At 71.9% G+C, this 16541-nt stretch carries 18 protein-coding genes and 1 other RNA gene; 7 read left to right on the top strand and 12 right to left on the bottom strand.

Features of this window, described 5'->3' with window-relative positions:
* Positions 1 to 3 precede the first annotated feature (3 nt).
* Positions 4 to 1341, bottom strand: a complete 1338-nt coding sequence (locus tag H9652_RS06095; protein ID WP_138824170.1) for a glutamine synthetase family protein — start codon at positions 1339 to 1341, stop codon at positions 4 to 6.
* Positions 1342 to 1482: 141 nt separating this feature from the next.
* Between H9652_RS06095 and H9652_RS06090 the strand changes: the two genes are divergently transcribed.
* Positions 1483 to 3225 carry an NAD+ synthase gene (locus tag H9652_RS06090; protein ID WP_191795448.1) on the top strand — a complete coding sequence of 581 codons (1743 nt, stop codon included), beginning with the start codon at positions 1483 to 1485 and terminating at the stop codon, positions 3223 to 3225.
* A 104-nt stretch (positions 3226 to 3329) separates the two neighbouring features.
* Positions 3330 to 4172 carry a 3-methyl-2-oxobutanoate hydroxymethyltransferase gene (gene panB, locus H9652_RS06085; RefSeq protein WP_138824168.1) on the top strand — a complete coding sequence of 281 codons (843 nt, stop codon included), beginning with the start codon at positions 3330 to 3332 and terminating at the stop codon, positions 4170 to 4172.
* Between the two features lie 91 nt (positions 4173 to 4263).
* Here the strand turns inward: panB and H9652_RS06080 are convergent, their stop codons facing one another.
* Together H9652_RS06080 and H9652_RS06075 are read right to left on the bottom strand one after the other, a co-directional pair.
* A complete protein-coding gene (locus H9652_RS06080) occupies positions 4264 to 5184 on the bottom strand; it encodes an N-acetylmuramoyl-L-alanine amidase (RefSeq protein WP_318244005.1) in 921 nt (306 codons plus the stop codon).
* Positions 5181 to 5402: an SPOR domain-containing protein gene (locus H9652_RS06075; protein ID WP_191795447.1), complete on the bottom strand. Its 222-nt coding sequence runs from the start codon at positions 5400 to 5402 to the stop codon at positions 5181 to 5183. Before H9652_RS06075 ends, H9652_RS06080 begins: the two co-directional genes overlap by 4 nt.
* A 99-nt stretch (positions 5403 to 5501) precedes the next feature.
* On the opposite strand from H9652_RS06075, the gene map reads away from it, so the two are divergent.
* Both map and ppgK read left to right on the top strand, forming a co-directional pair.
* Positions 5502 to 6383 (top strand): type I methionyl aminopeptidase, encoded by an 882-nt coding sequence (gene map / locus H9652_RS06070; protein ID WP_191795446.1) that lies wholly within the window; start codon positions 5502 to 5504, stop codon positions 6381 to 6383.
* A complete protein-coding gene (gene ppgK / locus H9652_RS06065; RefSeq protein WP_138824164.1) occupies positions 6380 to 7159 on the top strand; it encodes a polyphosphate--glucose phosphotransferase in 780 nt (259 codons plus the stop codon). Before map ends, ppgK begins: the two co-directional genes overlap by 4 nt.
* A gap of 69 nt (positions 7160 to 7228) precedes the next feature.
* On the opposite strand, the gene H9652_RS06060 is transcribed toward ppgK, so the two are convergent.
* Positions 7229 to 7606 (bottom strand): STAS domain-containing protein, encoded by a 378-nt coding sequence (locus tag H9652_RS06060; protein ID WP_191795445.1) that lies wholly within the window; start codon positions 7604 to 7606, stop codon positions 7229 to 7231.
* Between the two features lie 271 nt (positions 7607 to 7877).
* Here H9652_RS06060 and H9652_RS06055 point away from each other — a divergent pair, with 271 nt between their 5' ends.
* The gene (locus H9652_RS06055; protein WP_191795444.1) at positions 7878 to 8147 is read left to right on the top strand and encodes a DUF7218 family protein; all 270 of its coding nucleotides are present in this window, start codon (positions 7878 to 7880) and stop codon (positions 8145 to 8147) included.
* Positions 8148 to 8160: 13 nt separating this feature from the next.
* On the top strand, positions 8161 to 8733 hold the full coding sequence (locus H9652_RS06050) for a DUF6328 family protein (RefSeq protein WP_225227793.1): 573 nt from the start codon (positions 8161 to 8163) through the stop codon (positions 8731 to 8733).
* A gap of 13 nt (positions 8734 to 8746) precedes the next feature.
* Here H9652_RS06050 and H9652_RS06045 read toward each other — a convergent pair whose 3' ends face one another.
* The 3 genes from H9652_RS06045 to H9652_RS06035 form a co-directional block, all read right to left on the bottom strand.
* A complete protein-coding gene (locus tag H9652_RS06045; protein ID WP_191795443.1) occupies positions 8747 to 9208 on the bottom strand; it encodes a DUF1579 family protein in 462 nt (153 codons plus the stop codon).
* A gap of 38 nt (positions 9209 to 9246) precedes the next feature.
* An RNA gene (gene rnpB / locus H9652_RS06040) (RNase P RNA component class A) lies at positions 9247 to 9648 on the bottom strand.
* A 14-nt stretch (positions 9649 to 9662) separates the two neighbouring features.
* Complete coding sequence (locus H9652_RS06035; protein ID WP_191795442.1) at positions 9663 to 10049, bottom strand: tautomerase family protein; 387 nt, start codon at positions 10047 to 10049, stop codon at positions 9663 to 9665.
* Between the two features lie 99 nt (positions 10050 to 10148).
* On the opposite strand from H9652_RS06035, the gene H9652_RS06030 reads away from it, so the two are divergent.
* Positions 10149 to 10922: a YaaA family protein gene (locus tag H9652_RS06030; RefSeq protein ID WP_191795441.1), complete on the top strand. Its 774-nt coding sequence runs from the start codon at positions 10149 to 10151 to the stop codon at positions 10920 to 10922.
* A 107-nt stretch (positions 10923 to 11029) separates the two neighbouring features.
* Here H9652_RS06030 and H9652_RS06025 read toward each other — a convergent pair whose 3' ends face one another.
* The 5 genes from H9652_RS06025 to H9652_RS06005 all read right to left on the bottom strand — a co-directional run bounded on the left by H9652_RS06025 (position 11030) and on the right by H9652_RS06005 (position 16487).
* Entirely contained in the window at positions 11030 to 12259 is a 1230-nt protein-coding gene (locus H9652_RS06025; RefSeq protein WP_191795440.1) for a bifunctional RNase H/acid phosphatase, read from the bottom strand.
* 359 nt (positions 12260 to 12618) lie between these two features.
* Positions 12619 to 13518 carry a hypothetical protein gene (locus H9652_RS06020; protein ID WP_191795439.1) on the bottom strand — a complete coding sequence of 300 codons (900 nt, stop codon included), beginning with the start codon at positions 13516 to 13518 and terminating at the stop codon, positions 12619 to 12621.
* Positions 13515 to 14081 (bottom strand): DUF6318 family protein, encoded by a 567-nt coding sequence (locus tag H9652_RS06015; RefSeq protein WP_225227827.1) that lies wholly within the window; start codon positions 14079 to 14081, stop codon positions 13515 to 13517. The genes H9652_RS06020 and H9652_RS06015 overlap by 4 nt, the downstream gene beginning before the upstream one ends.
* A gap of 757 nt (positions 14082 to 14838) precedes the next feature.
* Positions 14839 to 15573 (bottom strand): zinc ribbon domain-containing protein, encoded by a 735-nt coding sequence (locus tag H9652_RS06010; RefSeq protein ID WP_191795437.1) that lies wholly within the window; start codon positions 15571 to 15573, stop codon positions 14839 to 14841.
* Between the two features lie 38 nt (positions 15574 to 15611).
* Complete coding sequence (locus H9652_RS06005; RefSeq protein WP_191795436.1) at positions 15612 to 16487, bottom strand: Nif3-like dinuclear metal center hexameric protein; 876 nt, start codon at positions 16485 to 16487, stop codon at positions 15612 to 15614.
* Positions 16488 to 16541 lie beyond the last annotated feature (54 nt).

The raw sequence follows: 16541 nt of genomic DNA, 5'->3' as shown, positions 1-16541 counted from the left end.
GGCTCACAGGACCTGGAGGAACCGCTTCAGCTCGAACGGCGTCACCTGGGACCGGTAGGCGTCCCACTCCTGGCGCTTGTTGCGCAGCACGAAGTCGAACACGTGCTCGCCCAGGGTCTCGGCGACGAGCTCGGACGTCTCCATGATCTGGATCGCGGCGTCGAGCGACTGCGGCAGCGGCTTGATGCCGAGCGCGCGGCGCTCGGCGTCGGTCAGCTCCCACACGTCGTCCTCGGTCGCCTCGGGGAGCTCGTAGCCCTCCTCGATGCCCTTGAGGCCCGCCGCGAGGATCACCGCGTACGCGAGGTACGGGTTGGTCGCGGAGTCGAGCGCGCGGTACTCGATGCGGCTCGAGTTGCCCTTGCCCGGCTTGTACATGGGCACGCGCACGAGCGCCGAGCGGTTGTTGTGGCCCCAGCACACGTAGCTCGGGGCCTCGGCCCCGCCCCACAGGCGCTTGTACGAGTTGACGTACTGGTTCGTGATCGCGGTGATCTCCGCCGCGTGGACCAGCAGGCCCGCGATGAACGAGCGCGCCGTCTTCGACAGCTCGAACTGCGCGCCGGGCTCGTGGAACGCGTTGCGGTCGCCCTCGAACAGCGACAGGTGCGTGTGCATCCCGGAGCCGGGCTGGTCCGCCATGGGCTTGGGCATGAACGACGCGAAGACCCCCTGCTCCAGGGCGACCTCCTTGACGACCGTGCGGAACGTCATGAGGTTGTCGGCCGTCGTCAGGGCGTCGGCGTAGCGCAGGTCGATCTCGTTCTGGCCGGGGCCCGCCTCGTGGTGGGAGAACTCGACCGAGATGCCCATCGACTCGAGCATCGTGATCGCGGCGCGGCGGAAGTCGTGCGTCGACCCCCGGGCCAGGTGGTCGAAGTACCCGCCCTGGTCGACCGGCACGAGCGGCGCCGAGGCGTCGGCCGGGTGGTTGAAGAGGTAGAACTCGACCTCGGGATGCGTGTAGAACGTGAAGCCCTTGTCGCTCGCCTTCGCGAGCGCGCGCTTGAGCACGTTGCGCGAGTCCGCGAGCGAGGGCTCGCCGTCCGGGGTGAGGATGTCGCAGAACATCCTCGCGGTCCCGTGCCGCTCCCCGCGCCACGGGAGCACCTGGAACGTGGTGGGGTCGGGGCGCGCGATCATGTCGGCCTCGTAGACACGAGTGAGGCCCTCGATCGAGCTGCCGTCGAAGCCGATGCCCTCCGCGAACGCGGACTCGAGCTCCGCGGGAGCCACTGCGACCGACTTGAGCATCCCCAGCACGTCGGTGAACCAGAGACGGATGAAGCGGATGTCGCGCTCCTCGACCGTGCGGAGCACGAACTCCTGCTGCCTGTCCATGGGCTACATCCTGCCTGAAGAGTGTGACGAGCGGGTTACGTCGCGTCCTGACGCGGCCGACGTGTCACCAGCCTGCCACGACGAGGCGTCGGTCGGGGGCGGGTGGGCACCTGACCGGCGGGTTCGCATAGGCTGGCGGGCATGGCAGACCTGCGGATCGCCCTCGCACAGATCGACACGTGCGTGGGAGCGATCGACCAGAACACGGCGGCGATCCTCGAGTGGACCAGGCGTGCGGCCGGCGAGGGCGCCGACCTCGTGGCCTTCCCCGAGATGACACTCACTGGTTACCCCATCGAGGACCTCGCGCTGCGGGCCTCGTTCCGCCGCGCGGCCTGGGACGCGGCGGCCGACGTCGCCGCGCAGCTCGAGCGCGAGGGCCTCGGTCACGTGACGGTCGTCCTGGGCACCGTGGGCACCTCCGAGACCGCGCTCCCGCGCGGTGCGGGCGCCGCCGAGCGTGCTGCGTCGGGGTCTCCCGCCGACCTCCCGACCAACCGTGCGGTCGCGATCCAGCACGGGAAGGTCGTCGCGTCCTACGACAAGCACCACCTGCCGAACTACGGCGTGTTCGACGAGTTCCGCATCTTCGCGCCCGGCACCGAGCCCCTCGTCCTGGAGATCGCGGGCCGCTCGGTGGGCATCGTGATCTGCGAGGACATCTGGCAGGACGGCGGCCCCGTCGCGACGCTCGGCGCGCTCGACGAGGCGGGGCACGGGATCGACCTGCTCCTCGTGCTCAACGGCTCGCCCTACGAGGAGGGCAAGGGGCACGTCCGCACCGACCTCGCCGCGCGCAGGGCGCGCGAGACGGCCGCCCCGGTCGCGTACGTCAACATGGTCGGCGGCCAGGACGACCTGGTGTTCGACGGGGGCTCGTTCGTCGTCGGGCCCGACGGGGCGGTGCTCACCTCGGCGCCGCAGTTCGTCGAGGACCTGCTGGTCTGGGACCTGCCCGAGCGGACCTCGTCCGCGGCCGGCGACGCCGTGGCGACCACCTACCCGACGGGCCGCGTCGCCGCCCCGCTGCACCCCGACGAGGAGGTGTACCGGGCGTGCGTCGCGGGCCTGGCCGGGTACGTGCGCAAGAACGGCTTCCGGTCGATCGTCCTGGGGCTGTCGGGCGGGATCGACTCGGCGCTGTCCGCGACGATCGCGGCCGACGCGATCGGCGGGCAGAACGTCGTGGGCGTCTCGATGCCCTCGACGTACTCCTCGGAGCACAGCAAGGACGACGCCGCCGACCTCGCCAAGCGGCTCGGCGCCGACTACCGCGTGCAGCCCATCGCCCCCATGGTGGACGCCTTCCAGGGCGAGCTCGCGCTCGAGGGCGTCGCCGAGGAGAACCTCCAGGCGCGCGTGCGCGGCGTGGTCCTCATGGGGATCTCCAACCGCGAGGGCCACCTCGTCATCGCGCCGGGCAACAAGTCCGAGCTCGCCGTCGGGTACGCGACCATCTACGACGCGGGCAGCATCGGCGGGTACGCCCCGCTCAAGGACGTCGACAAGTCGCGCGTGTGGGCCCTCGCCCGCTGGCGCAACAACGCCGCCCTCGACGCGGGCGAGATCCCCCCGATCCCCGAGTCCTCGATCACCAAGCCGCCCTCGGCCGAGCTGCGCCCCGGCCAGACCGACCAGGACTCCCTGCCGCCCTACGACCTGCTCGACGAGGTCCTCGACGCGTACATCGAGCACGCCGAGGGGCGCGCCGAGCTGCTCGCGCGCGGGTTCGACCCGGAGGTCGTCGACAAGGTCGTGACGCTCGTCGACCGCGCCGAGTGGAAGCGACGCCAGTACCCGCTCGGCCCCAAGGTCACGTCGCTGGCCTTCGGCCGCGACCGGCGCCTGCCCGTCACGTCGCGCTGGCGCGAGCCGGTCGAGTAGCTCCGACCGGCGTGCCCGCGCTCCCGCCGCACGCCACCCACCCGCTTCCCGAACGACCGGCCCACCGACCACCGACGGGCCGCACGACCTGGAGAGACGAGAGCATGTCCGCACACACCCAGCCCGGCCAGACCCCGGCCACGCCCGTCAAGCGCTTCCGCGTCCACCACCTCGCGGAGGCCAAGGCGCGGCACGAGAAGCTGACCATGCTCACCGCGTACGACGCGGTGACCGCCCGCATCTTCGACGAGGCGGGCATCGACATGCTCCTCGTCGGGGACTCGATCGGGAACACGATGCACGGTCACCAGACCACGCTGCCCGTCACGGTCGACGACATGATCCCGGCCGCGCGCGGCGTCGCCCGGGCCGCCCGTCGTGCCCTCGTGATCGTCGACCTGCCGTTCGGGTCGTACGAGGCCGGGCCCGAGCAAGCCCTCGCGACCGGCGTGCGCATCATGAAGGAGACCGGCGCGCACGCGGTCAAGCTCGAGGGCGGGCGCCGCTCGGCCGCCCAGATCCGTGCGCTGACCGACGCGGGCATCCCCGTCGTCGCGCACCTGGGCTTCACGCCCCAGTCGGAGAACATCCTGGGCGGGCCGCGCGTGCAGGGCCGCGGGGACGAGGCCGCGGAGATCCTGTGCGAGGACGCCCTCGCGGTCACGGACGCCGGGGCAGTGGCCCTCGTCCTGGAGATGGTCCCGGTCGAGGTCGCCGCACGCGTCACCGAGATCGTGCGCATCCCGACCATCGGCATCGGCGCCGGCCCTGACTGTGACGGCCAGGTCCTCGTCTGGACCGACCTCGCGGGCATGACCGAGTGGTCGCCGCGCTTCGCCAAGCGCTTCGCCGAGATCGGCGAGGCCCTGGGCCGGGCCGCGCAGGACTACGCGGCCGAGGTCAAGGGCGGGACGTTCCCGGACGCCGCGCACAGCTTCGAGAAGTAGCGCGCCCCCGCCCCGACGGCGGCGCGCGCCCGGGTGCCCTGGGGCCCCCGGGCGCGTGGCGTCGTCGGGCACCGGTCGCGAGGCGCTCGCGCTACCGGGCCGCGCCCGCGACCCACGCGACGAGTCCCGCGGCGACCGCGTCCGCGTACCGCTGACGCCCCTCGTCGCTCGTCATGACCGCCGCCTCCTCGGCGTTGCGCATCTCTCCCAGCTCGAGCAGCACCGCGGGACGCTCCGCGAGGTTGAGCGTCGCGAGGTCTGCACGCCGCGAGACCCCGTCCGGGAAGAGCGGCGAGGGCGCGAAGCCCGCGGCGACCAACGCCTCGACCATGTCACCGGCCAGGGCGTCGCTCTCGGCGGCGTTCGCCTCCCGCGCCGCGGGGTCCTGCTCGACCACGGGCGGCGGGTCCGCGACGATCACGAAGAACCCCCGGACCGACCGGTCCTCCGTGCCGTTGGCGTGCACCGACACCAGGACGTCCGCCCCCGCCTCCTGGGCGAACGCCCCGCGCACGTCGACGCACGGGCCCACGCCCTCGTCGTCGGGCCGCGTCAGCACGACGCGAGCCCCCAGCGCCTCGAGCGAGGCGGCCGTGCGTGCCGCGACGTCCCACGCGAACGCGTGCTCCGGGTAGCCGTCGTCGGTCGACGTCCCCGCCGTGTTGCACGCCTTGGTCCCACCCCGCCCGTCCGGGACCGGAGCCCCGACCTGGCGCGGGGCGGTCGCGTTGGCACCGTTGTGCCCCGGGTCGAGCGCGACCGTGAGGCCGGCGAGCGGGGTGCCGCCTGGTGCCGTCGACGCGGCCGAGGGTCCCCCGGGCACCGCGGGGTCGGGCGGCGACGACCTGCCGGGCGCACCCGGGGTGAGCGCCGCCGTCGGGCTCGCCGAGGAGCCCAGGCGGGCATCGCCGCTGCCGAACGCGAGCCACGACAACCAGCCCACCGTCAGGCCCGCCAGCAGGACCGCGAGGACCGCGACCCACCGCCCGGCCCGCCCGGTGGGAGGAGTCACCGGTCCTGCTCGCGCTCGCGCTCCTCCTCGTCCCACGCCTCGGAGCGGGCACGAGCGAGCTCGAGCGCCTTGGCCGCCGCCTCACGCGTCGGGTACGGACCCATGCGCGACGACCACGTCGACTGCGGGCCCCTCGACACCTCGCCCGTGCGCGTGTCGAAGTAGTACTGGTCCTCGGTGGCCGGGTCACCGTCGTCGGAGAATCGTTCCTTCGTCATGGGTCGATCCTGCCGTACCGACGCGTCCCCGCGCGCGACGGCGGACGCGCGCGGGGCCGATGGACGTCTCGGCGGCGCTCACCTCCGTAGACTGGCAGGATGCCCGGTTCACCCGTCCTGACCGCCCCGCGCGGACCTCTGGTCCCCGGGACGGTCTCACCGCCACGCGCCGTGCCGCGCTCGATCGCGCGGCCCGAGTACGTCGGGCGGCCCGGCCCGCAGCCCTTCACGGGCGACGACGTCGTGGACCCCGAGACGATCGAGCGGATCCGCGTCGCGAGCCGCATCGCCGCCCAGGCCCTCGCCGAGGTCGGGATGCACGTCGCCCCCGGGGTGACCACCGACGAGCTCGACCGGATCGGGCACGAGTTCCTCCTCGACCACGGCGCCTACCCGTCGACGCTCGGCTACCGCGGGTTTCCCAAGTCGTTGTGCACGTCCCTCAACGAGGTCGTGTGCCACGGGATCCCCGACTCGACCGAGATGGTCGAGGGCGACATCGTCAACGTCGACATCACCGCCTACGTCGGCGGTGTCCACGGCGACAACAACGCGACCTTTGCGGTCGGCGAGATCAGCGAGGAGGCCGCGCTGCTCGTCCAGCGCACGCGCGAGTCCCTCGACCGCGCCATCAAGGCCGTGCGCCCCGGGCGCGAGGTCAACGTCCTGGGCCGCGTCGTCGAGAAGTACGCGCACCGCCACGGGTACGGCGTGGTGCGCGAGTACACCGGTCACGGCGTCGGGGAGGCCTTCCACTCGGGCCTCGTGATCCCGCACTACGACGCGGCCCCCGACCACGACACCATCATCGAACCAGGGATGGTCTTCACCATCGAACCCATGCTGACGCTGGGCGGCCCCGAGTGGCAGATGTGGGACGACGGGTGGACCGTAGTCACCGCGGACCGGTCACTGACCGCCCAGTTCGAGCACACCCTGGTCGTCACCGAAGACGGAGCGGAGATCCTGACCCTGCCATGAGCAAGCACTCACACCACCACCACGGCCTCGCGTTCGGGATCGACGTCGGCGGCAGCGGCATCAAGGGCGCGCCGGTCGACCTCTCGACGGGCGAGTTCGCCCAGGAGCGCCACCGCATCCCGACGCCGCAGCCCTCGACCCCCGAGGCCGTCGCCACGGTCATCGCCGAGCTCGTCGACGAGTACGACCTGCCCCACGACGTCCCCATCGGGGTCGCGTTCCCCGGGCCCATCCGCCACGGCGTGATCGGGTTCATCGCGAACCTCGACAAGTCGTGGAAGGGCGTCGACCTGCCGGCGCTGATCAAGAAGGAGACCGGGCGGCACGTCGTCGCCGTCAACGACGCCGACGCCGCCGGGATCGGCGAGGTCCGTTACGGCGCCGCGAAGGACGCACGCGGCACCGTGCTGCTCGCGACGCTCGGGACGGGCATCGGCAGCGCGCTCGTCGTCGACGGGGTCCTCGTGCCCAACACCGAGCTGGGTCACCTCGAGATCGACGGGTTCGACGCCGAGTCCCGGGCCGCGGAGTCGGCGCGCAGCCGTGAGGACCTCTCGTGGGAGGAGTGGGCCGCGCGGCTCCAGCGCTACTTCGACGTCGTCGAGATGCTGTTCTCTCCCGACCTCATCGTGGTCGGTGGGGGCATCTCCAAGCACCACGAGAACTTCCTGCCGCTGCTCGACCTCAAGGCACCGATCATCCCCGCGAAGCTGCGCAACGCAGCCGGGATCGTCGGAGCCGCGGCGCTGGCCGCCGAAGGGGCCGGGCTCGCGTAGTCGTCGTCGCGCGCGGGCCGGGCTCGGCCTGGCCCGCCGCGGCGGGCCAGGCCGACCGGTCGTCCGGGCTCAGACCGCGCTGGGATGCCTGTCCTCGACCGGATGCTCGATCTGGTGGTGCGGCAGCGACGGGAAGATGTCGATCACGCCCAGCATCTCCAGGACGTCGGTCACGACGGTCGGCGGGTTGCGCAGGCTCACCTGGAGCCCTTCCTCGCTGCCGATCGTGTAGAACTGCACCAGGAACGCGATCCCGGTCGAGTCCATGAACGTCACCTTCGAGGTGTCGATCACCACGGGGACGTCGCGGTCCAGGGCATTCGCCAGGGCCGCACTCGCCTCGCTACGAAGGGCGACGTCGATCTCGCCCCACATGTCCACCACGCTCGTGTCGGGCAGCTCGAAGAGCGTGATCCCGCCTGTCGTCGTCGTCCTGCTCGCAGTCATGACGTGAGCCCCCGCTCGTCGCGTTCTCGGCACCCGACGCCTGCAGTGCCGCCAACAGAGCAAGGGTACCCCCAACAGGCGCCCGCATGACAGCATTCTGGGGATTGCTTTACCTGGGGCGGCCATCAGGTGCATTTTAGGGCGAATCCTCCTCGTGCTCGTGGTGCTTCGACCGGGTCTGCACCACCTGGGTGCACTTTCTCGCGCGAGTGGCGCGACGCCGTCGTACGGTCGGACCACCTACCGAGACACGACCCGAGAGGTGGTCACCATGCCCAGGCGAGACCCCGGCCCGTCCGTCAAGGACAAGGAGCTGTACGAGTCGCTGCGCGACGAGGGGAACTCGAAGGAGAAGTCGGCGCGGATCGCGAACGCGGCCGCGGCCTCGTCCCGGAGCGAGGTCGGGGCCAAGGGCGGCTCGTCGCCGGCCTACGAGGAGTGGAGCGTCGCCGACCTGCGGCAGCGCGCCCGCGAGGTCGGCATCGAGGGCCGCTCGACCATGCGCAAGGGCGAGCTCATCTCCGCGCTGCGGAACCACTGAGCGGGGCGGCCGGATGAACAAGGGCGCCGACGCCGGCGGCCCCGCGGGATCGAGCTCGTCGGGCGACGGGGCCGGCAACCGGCAGCCCGACGGCGCGCAGGACGGACCGATCGACGACTCGCGGGACGAGAGCGCCGACGAGAGGGCCGACCGGAACTGGGCCGAGCTCCTCCAGGAGCTGCGCGTCACACAGATGGGCGTGCAGATCCTCACCGGCTTCCTGCTGACCCTGCCCTTCCAGCAGCGGTTCGGGGAGCTCGACACCGCGCAGCGCAACGTCTACCTGTGCCTCGTGGTGCTCTCCGTCATCGCGACCGGGCTGCTCGTGGCGCCCGTGTCGCTGCACCGCATGCTGTTCCGCAAGCACCTCAAGGCGCGGCTCGTGACGTCGGCCGACCGGTTGGCGCGAGTAGGGCTCGTGGTCCTCGCCCTCGTCGTCACGGGCACGGTGCTGCTGATCTTCGACGTCGTCGTCGGGTGGACGGCCGCGGTGATCGCGGCGGTCAGCGCGCTCGTGCTGTTCGCGCTGCTGTGGGTCGCGCTGCCGCTCGGGCTGATGCGGCGGGCGCAGGCGGGCGGCGAGTAGTCGGTCGCGGCATTCAGACCCGGTGGTCGTAGACGGCCTCGACCGCCTCGTACGCGGCCTCGCCCGGCACCAGGTTGAGCATCGTCATGCGCCCGCCGCCGCCCTCGACCGGTGCGACGAAGATCTGCCAGCCCCAGTCGGGGCCCTCCGGTGCCGCGTAGCTCCCGGTGAGCCGCACGACACCGTCGTCCCCCACCGTCCCGTCGAAGAGCATCCACGCGGGCGACGAGTGCCACGAGTCGAGCCACACCGCCGACACCCCCTCCTCGCCCGAGCCCCCGCTCAGAAGGAGGAGCCCCTCCTGGGGCGCGTCGCCGTCGGACCACGTGTAGGCGAGGGACACGAACTCGCCCGCGGTGACCGTGACCGACGCGGTCGCGGCCGACGCGACGAACTCGTCGGTCGGGAGGAGGCGCTGCCGGTGGACGCCCTGCCACTGCCCCACGAGGGGGGCCAAGCACTCGACGATCCTCATCCCGCCAGCCTACGCAGGGGACGGGACGGACGACAGGGCGGATGAGTCGGTCGGTACGCCGGGTTCTGTCCCCGCGCGCGGTTGCCCCCGCGCGGGTGACGGCCATCCATCTACGACGTACGTTGCCGCACGCCTCCAGCGGTCTACCCGACTGTGCTTCTCACCAGAGAATCGGGCGGGCCGCCCTCCAACACAGTCTGTCTGACCTTGCTCCAGGTGGGGTTTACCTAGCCGGACCAGTCACCTGGCCCGCTGGTGGTCTCTTACACCACCGTTTCACCCTTACCGCCCACGACCGGAGTCGTGGGAGGCGGTCTGTTCTCTGTGGCACTGTCCCGCGGGTCACCCCGGGTGGGCGTTACCCACCACCTTGCCCTGTGGAGCCCGGACGTTCCTCGGCGACGCCACGAGGGCGCCGACGCGGCCGTCTGACCGACTCATCCGCTCCCGCAGCCTACACGTCCACACGGTAGCCCAGCGCGAGCTCGTCGCCGCTCCTGCCGCGGATGCCCCAGCTCTCGGGCGGGCTCTCCAGGATGACGACCTCGAGGTCGTCGGCCGCCAGCCCCAGGAAGGGTGCGACGTCGTCGAACATCGCGGCGATGAGCGCCCGCTTGGCCTCGCGCGAGCGGCCCGTGAAGCACACGACCTCGATCACGAGGTACGCGTCGCTGCGCTGCGGCGCGACCAGGTCGCCGTCCTCCATGAGGAGGAAGCGGTGGAACCGCTTGTCCTCGGGCAGCCCCCAGGCGCCGACGACCGCCCGGTGGATCGCGTCGGAGATGTCCTCGCGCTTCATCTCCCAGACCGTGCGGGTGCCGTAGATCTTGACCTGGACCATGCGGCACAACCTAGTGCCGCAGCCGGGGGTGTGCCACGGGTGACCATCGCCACGCGGGCGACGGGCGGGACGGCCGCCGCACCGTCCTAGAGTGGCGGTGTGCTTCTGCTCCTGCCGCCCTCCGAGGGAAAGTCCGTGCCCGACGACGGCGCTCCCCTCGACCTCGCGTCCCTCAGCTCGCCGTCGCTCACCCGACACCGCAAGGCCGTGCTCAAGGCGCTCGTCGCCGCGAGCAGGCGACGAGATGCGCTCGACGTCCTGGGTGTCAGCAGCGGGCTCGCCGACGAGGTGGCGCGCAACGTGTCGCTGGCCACGGCACCGACGGCTCCCGCCGCGGAGATCTACAGCGGGGTGCTGTACGCCGCCGCCGGCCTGGCCGACCTGCCGCCGGCCGCTGCGGCCCGGGCCGAGGACTCGGTACGGATCGTGTCGGCGCTGTGGGGCGCGGTCTCCCCCGCCGACCCCATCCCCGCCTACCGGCTGTCGATGGGCACCCAGCTCCCGCCGCTCGGGGCGCTCGCCCCGTCGTGGCGGCCCCACCTCGCCGCAGCCCTGGACGTGCGGGCGACCGGTGACGTCGTGATCGACTGCCGCTCGGCGCCCTACGCGGCCGCGTGGAAGGTGCCCGCCGGGGCCGAGCACGTCGCGGTGCGCGTGCTCCGCGAGCTCGACGGCAAGCGCAGCGTCGTGTCGCACAACGCCAAGCACACGCGCGGCGTCCTCACCGGACACCTGCTGACTCGCGCCGAACCCGTGCACACGGCCGAGGAGCTGCTCAAGGCCGCGTACGAGCTCGTCGGGACCGCGCTGCTCGACGCGACGCTGCTGCCCGGGGCACGCGGTGCGTCGACGCTGGAGCTCGTCGTCTCCTGACGTTCTCTCGAAGCCCGGCGGTCGAGAACGAGGTGGAGGTCGTCTGGGACCTCCTGGCGGCCTCAAGGTCGTTCTCGGCGCCGAGCGGGCACTGGTGAACGGCGGGATCAGGGCTCGCTCGGGCACCCGACGACGGTCAGCTCGGTCGCCCCGTCGGCCCACAACCGCACGATGCTCACCGACCCCGGCGGCACGCGAAAGCCAGCCCAGCGCGAGGGCGGCGCCTCGATGGCCCGCCCGACGGCGGCACGCACCTGCACCGCATGACCCACCACGACGACGGTCCGGCCGGTGCCCTGCGCGAGAAGGTCCTGCAGCCCGGCCCAGACGCGGTCGCCGACGTCGGCCATCGACTCACCGCCCGGGGCGGCCTCGGTGCCCGAGACGAGCCACTGCTCGGGATGCCCGTCCCAGCGCTCGGCGATCTGGTCGGCCGTCAGCCCCTCCCACTCGCCGAAGTGGACCTCCGCGAAGCGCTCGTCGGTCGCGACGTGCAGACCCAGACGGCGGCTCACGGCCCGCGCGGTCTCCTGCGCACGGACCATGGGCGACGCGACGATCTCGGTCGGCCTCGGCACGTCGGTCCAGCGGTCCCGGCCGATGCGGTAGACCAGGTCGGCCGCCTGGGCGGCCTGCACCCGACCCCGCGCCGTGAGCGACGGGCCAGGGACCGACGAGCCCGAGTACGCGCCCGCGACGGTCAGCGGCGTCTGGCCGTGCCGGACCAGGACGACGGTCAACGGCTCGGCACCGTCGAACCGGGCGCGGGCCCCCGAGGGGCGCGTGGGTGTGTCGAAACCAGGGCCGGCGGCGTCGGCGCCGGGCGCACCGCTCGGGTCGGCCGGCTCGTCGGCTGCCGGGTCCGTGTCCGCCTGCCCCTGGTCGGTCACAGGTGTGGTGTCGGCCGCCCAGTGGTCGTGGGCGATCTCGCCGCGCGAGTCCATGACCTGGTTCGCGAGGGCGTCGGCCGCGGAGTTGTCGGCACGCGGCACCCACTCGTAGGTGACCTGTGACGGCGGCAGCACCTGCGCCGCCTCGGCCGCGAGCCGGCGCATGTCCTCGTGCTTGATCTTCCAGCGCCCCGACATCTGCTCGACGACGAGCTTGGAGTCCATGCGGACGAGCACGCGCGCCTCGGGGTCGATCGACCGCGCGGCCTCGAGCCCCGCGACGAGCCCCGAGTACTCGGCGACGTTGTTCGACACGACGCCGAGGTACCGAGCGCGTTCGGCCAACACCGTCCCCGTCGCGGCGTCGCGCACGAGTGCGCCGTAGCCCGCAGGTCCGGGGTTGCCGCGCGATCCACCGTCGGCCTCGACGATCAACGTCCTACCCATGCCTCGTCCTCCACGTCTGCCATCGTCCTGTCGATCCGCTCGATCGGTGTGCCCGGTCGTTCGGTCTGCCCGGTCGTCCGATCTGCCCGGTCGTCCGATCTGCCCGGTCGTCCGGTCTGCCCGGTCGTCCGTCCCGAGCGAACGTCGCTCTCCGGATCCCCGTTGCGTCCCAGATCAGGGCCGGGGCCCGCACCGCGCGGTCGCCTCAGTGTTCCTCGCGCGGGCTGCCGGCGTCGAACCGACGGCGTTCATGGCGCTCCCTGCGGCGGCTGGGACGCTGGCTGGCTGGTCGCTGGCTGGCACCGAGATGCTGCTCGTTGTCGCTCGTGGGTGCGACCGGGCGACAACGGGCAGCATCTTCAGTCGAGGGGTTCGGTGACGAGGCGGGCCCGGGCTTCGTGGATGGTCAGGGGTGGGGCGGCGGTGGTGGTCGTGGCGGTGCCGGTGATGGGGGTCCACGTGGCAGTGCCGGTGATCTGGAAGCGGCCCTGCCAGGTCGTGGCCAAGGTGATGGTCGCGACCGCCTCTTCCTCGTAGACGTGCGCGACGGTGTGGTGCGGGTATGCCCGGCCCGGGTCCGTGGTGGTCATGGGGGTCGTGCCGTCGTCGTAGTCCCAGGTGAAGGTGTCCGGGGTCGCCTCGATCGTGACGGGGATGCCCAGCAGAGTGGTCGTGAACGTCTGGGGCGCGGGGCTGGTGTAGGTGATCGTGTCGACGTTGACCAGGGTCCACCCGTCGGGCGGTTGGATCGTCACGGGAGACGGGGTAATCGTCAGACGCTGGAACTCGGCCTCGGCCAGGGGCGCCAGGTCAACGGCGGCCAGACAGTCGCCGGGACTGGCCGGGTTCTGCAGCTCCCACCGGGACAGATCGCTGATCGTGCCGTCCGGGTTGTTGACCCAGGTCTGCTTGAAGATCGGGTCCAACGCCACCTGCTCTGCCTCACACGCCACGACCAGTGCCCCCTCGCGCTCCCCCGGCCCGCACGCCCCCACCTGCCCCTTGGTCGTGGGGAAGTCCTGCGTGAAACAGATCGACGCGGGCATCCGCCGAAACTCGACCGACGCCGGCGACCCATCCGCATTCCGCGGCCGATGCACCGACCCGTCGGCCGAGACGTCGATTGCCTTGACGTCGATGACGCTTCCCTTCGCTTCACCGGCTATGCCGCCGCCACGCGGAGGCGTTGGATCAGCCTCCGTAGAAGCCGCCACACCAGACAACGCGATCATGGCACCGAAAACCAGGGCGTACTTCACGAGGCGCTCGCCTCTCCAACATCCATCAAGCGCCATGCCGTCCCGTCGTGGATGACCACAACTCGCAGGGTGGTCGAAGTCTCCGGCTCGGCGCTTACCACGTTGCCGTCGTTGGCCAGGATCTGAAGTTCCGCCTGCCGAACAGCGACATCCAGCGGGTAGGCGCCGTAGAGCGTGTCGAACTCATAGGCCCTGGACACCTCGGCCTCAACTTCCCCACCCACGAAGGTCTGGCCAGTGGACCTCAGGTCAGTTGCTGACTTCGCGAGATTCACGCAGAACTCGCATTCCTCCGGAAACGAAAGGGCGTTCCACTCCTCAAGATCGCCGGTCCCCTTGACGTACGGATACAGCTCCAGGAAGTACGTCGCCGCCGCAGCGGCTCCGACCTCATCGGTGCGGTCCATGTCAGCCGGCCGCTCAGGCTTGACCGGGCCCGTCGGCGTCGGAGTCGGAACAGGCGTCGGGCTCGGTTCCTCGCTCACCACCGGCGACGGAGACTCGACCACCGGCTCCGTCGGCGAACACCCCACCACCACACCCACGAGCACCGCGCACGCCATCAGCACCAGCGCACCCTTACGCCGTCGTGCACCTGAACCAGAGACAGGACTGCTTCCCGGCCTCTCCCAACCGACGCACCGTGCGGCACCCCGCCCGACCGACCCCTGCGAACCCATCCCTGCCCCCTCGGTAGGTACCCGGCACAGGGCCACACCGCCCCCTACCTCCCCAGGAACCTAACGGGTCAAACCACCCCACCGGAACCCCTCGTCCCAGGCTGTGGACAACCACCAACATCCCCCGCCCATACCCGACACCCGCATCCCACAGCGGCGAGCGGCCGGTGCGAGCCGAACATGCGGTTCCGCCGCACGACCATGCGGTTGGCGTCCTGATCCCCCCGACAACCGACACCACCGCATCCTCGGCGCCAAGGACCCACGGACCCGAGACCGGACACGTCCACGTCCACGTCCACGTCCACGATCACGATCACGATCACGATCGCCGAGTGTGCAGTTCGGGTCGTCCATACCCCCATCCCGACCGCCCAAACTGCACACTCGGCGCCTCGACGCCACGACGGCATCCCGCAGCCACCGCACCACCCATCGACCCACCGCCCGCGCAGCACCAGGACCCCTGGAACGGGAAACCCCGACCACGACCTTCCGCGCCGTCGAGCACGACCTTGTGGCCGCCAACGACCCCCAGACGACCTCAACCTCGTTCTCGGCACCGACCCCGCCCCGGAAACCACCGAGGCCCCACCCCCGAACGGTCGGGAGCAGGGCCTCGGGCCAGGAAAGGACGACGTCAGGCGTCGAGCCGCACCAGGATGCGCGAGCACTCCTCGCAGCGCGCGACCTGCTCGGGCCCCTTGGCCTTGATCGCTGCGACGTCGGACGGGTTGAGCTCGAGGCGGCAGCCTTCGCAACGGCGGCCGTTGAGCACGGCGGCGCCCAGGCCTCCGAGCTGGTTGCGCAGGCGGTCGTAGAGGGTGACGAGCCCGGCGTCGATCCCGTCGACGGCCTTGGCGCGTGCGGCGGTCACGGACTCGACCTCGGCGTCGATCTCGGCGAGCTGGGCGTCGCGCTCGGCCTCGACCTTGCGCTTGGCGGCGACGAGCTCGTCGTTGGCGGCGTCGAGCTTGGCGAGGGCCTCCTCGTGGGCTTCGAGGCGCTCCATGACACCGAGCTCGATCTCCTCGAGGACCTCCTGGCGGCGGGACAGCGACTCGAGCTCGCCGACGAGCGCCTGGGCGTCCTTGGCGCCGACCTGGCCGGAGTCGAGGCGGGTCTGGTCGCGTGCCGCACGGTTGCGGACCTGCTCGACGTCACCCTCGGCCTTGGTGAGCTCTCGCTTGAGGTCGCTCACGGCGGTGCGGGACGCGACGAGGGAGGTGCTGAGGTCGGAGATCTGCGCGTCGAGCTCCGCGATGCGGGCGATCGAGGGCAGGGAGGCGCGCTTGTGCGTGAGCTGCTGCAGGCGGGTGTCGAGTGCCTGGACCTCCAGCAGTCGTCGCTGGTCCTCGGGGGGTGCAGTGCTCACAGGGTGCGTTCCTTTCGATGCAGTTGTGGGGCGCCGTGTCAGGCGCGGTGCGCGGAGCCGATCCGGGCGGTCCAGGGGTCGGTCCGGCGGACGCTCACGCGGGTATCCACCGTACCCGTATCTGCGAGCCGTCCGGTCAGGTCGGCGGCCGCGTAGTGCAGCCAGGGCCACTCGCTCGCGAAGTGTGCGACGTCCACGAGGAACGGACCTCCCGCGGTGCCGCCCTCGAACTCGGCGCGCTCGCGCAGCTCGGAGGCGGGGTGGTGGCGCAGGTCCGCGGTGACGTAGACGTCAGCACCCGCGCTGCGGACGGCGTCGAACAGCGAGTCTCCCGAGCCGCCGACGACGGCCACGGTGCTCACGGTCGCCTCCAGGTCGCCTGCGACACGTACTCCCTGCTCGGTCGCGGGCAGCGCGGCGGCGACGCGCTCGGCGAAGGCGCGCAACGTCGTCGGGTCCTCGAGGCGGCCCACGCGGCCGATGCCGGTATCCGCGAGGTGCGCGGCGCCGTCGGGTGCGGACGGGACGAGGGGCGACCGGTCCACGAGGCCGATCGCGTCCGCGAGCGCGTCGGCGACACCGCGCGGCGCGGCGTCGGCGTTGGTGTGCGCGACGTACAGCCCGATCCCGGCCCGCACGAGGCGGTGCACGAGCGAGCCCTTGAACGTCGTCGCGGCGATCGAGTGCACGGGCCGCAGGAAGAGCGGGTGGTGGGTCACGATCAGGTCGGCGCCCCACTCGATCGCCTCGTCGGCGACGGTCGCGACGGGGTCGACCGCGAAGAGGACCTTGCGCACGGGCTGGGCAGGGTCCCCGGTGACCAGCCCGACGGCGTCCCACCCCTCCGCGGTCGACGGCGGGTAGAGCGCCTCGAGGGTCCGGACGACGTCGGCGAGCGTGGGGTGTGCGGTCACGGGACCAGGCTATCCGCCGCGGGCCGGCGACGACGCGCGCCGAGCGACTCCCGC

The organism is Oerskovia rustica, from assembly GCF_014836555.1.
Lineage (GTDB): Bacteria > Actinomycetota > Actinomycetes > Actinomycetales > Cellulomonadaceae > Oerskovia > Oerskovia rustica.
This window is presented reverse-complemented; position numbering and strand designations above follow the sequence as displayed.

Coding starts and splice junctions, on each gene's coding strand:
- H9652_RS06050 (WP_225227793.1), top strand. CDS start 8,161: ATGAACAAGGGCGCCGACGCCGGCGGCCCCGCGGGATCGAGCTCGTCG.
- H9652_RS06015 (WP_225227827.1), bottom strand. CDS start 14,081: ATGGCGTGCGCGGTGCTCGTGGGTGTGGTGGTGGGGTGTTCGCCGACG.
- H9652_RS06075 (WP_191795447.1), bottom strand. CDS start 5,402: ATGACGAAGGAACGATTCTCCGACGACGGTGACCCGGCCACCGAGGAC.
- ppgK (WP_138824164.1), top strand. CDS start 6,380: ATGAGCAAGCACTCACACCACCACCACGGCCTCGCGTTCGGGATCGAC.
- H9652_RS06025 (WP_191795440.1), bottom strand. CDS start 12,259: ATGGGTAGGACGTTGATCGTCGAGGCCGACGGTGGATCGCGCGGCAAC.
- H9652_RS06090 (WP_191795448.1), top strand. CDS start 1,483: ATGGCAGACCTGCGGATCGCCCTCGCACAGATCGACACGTGCGTGGGA.
- H9652_RS06045 (WP_191795443.1), bottom strand. CDS start 9,208: ATGAGGATCGTCGAGTGCTTGGCCCCCCTCGTGGGGCAGTGGCAGGGC.
- H9652_RS06095 (WP_138824170.1), bottom strand. CDS start 1,341: ATGGACAGGCAGCAGGAGTTCGTGCTCCGCACGGTCGAGGAGCGCGAC.
- H9652_RS06055 (WP_191795444.1), top strand. CDS start 7,878: ATGCCCAGGCGAGACCCCGGCCCGTCCGTCAAGGACAAGGAGCTGTAC.
- H9652_RS06035 (WP_191795442.1), bottom strand. CDS start 10,049: ATGGTCCAGGTCAAGATCTACGGCACCCGCACGGTCTGGGAGATGAAG.
- map (WP_191795446.1), top strand. CDS start 5,502: ATGCCCGGTTCACCCGTCCTGACCGCCCCGCGCGGACCTCTGGTCCCC.
- panB (WP_138824168.1), top strand. CDS start 3,330: ATGTCCGCACACACCCAGCCCGGCCAGACCCCGGCCACGCCCGTCAAG.
- H9652_RS06060 (WP_191795445.1), bottom strand. CDS start 7,606: ATGACTGCGAGCAGGACGACGACGACAGGCGGGATCACGCTCTTCGAG.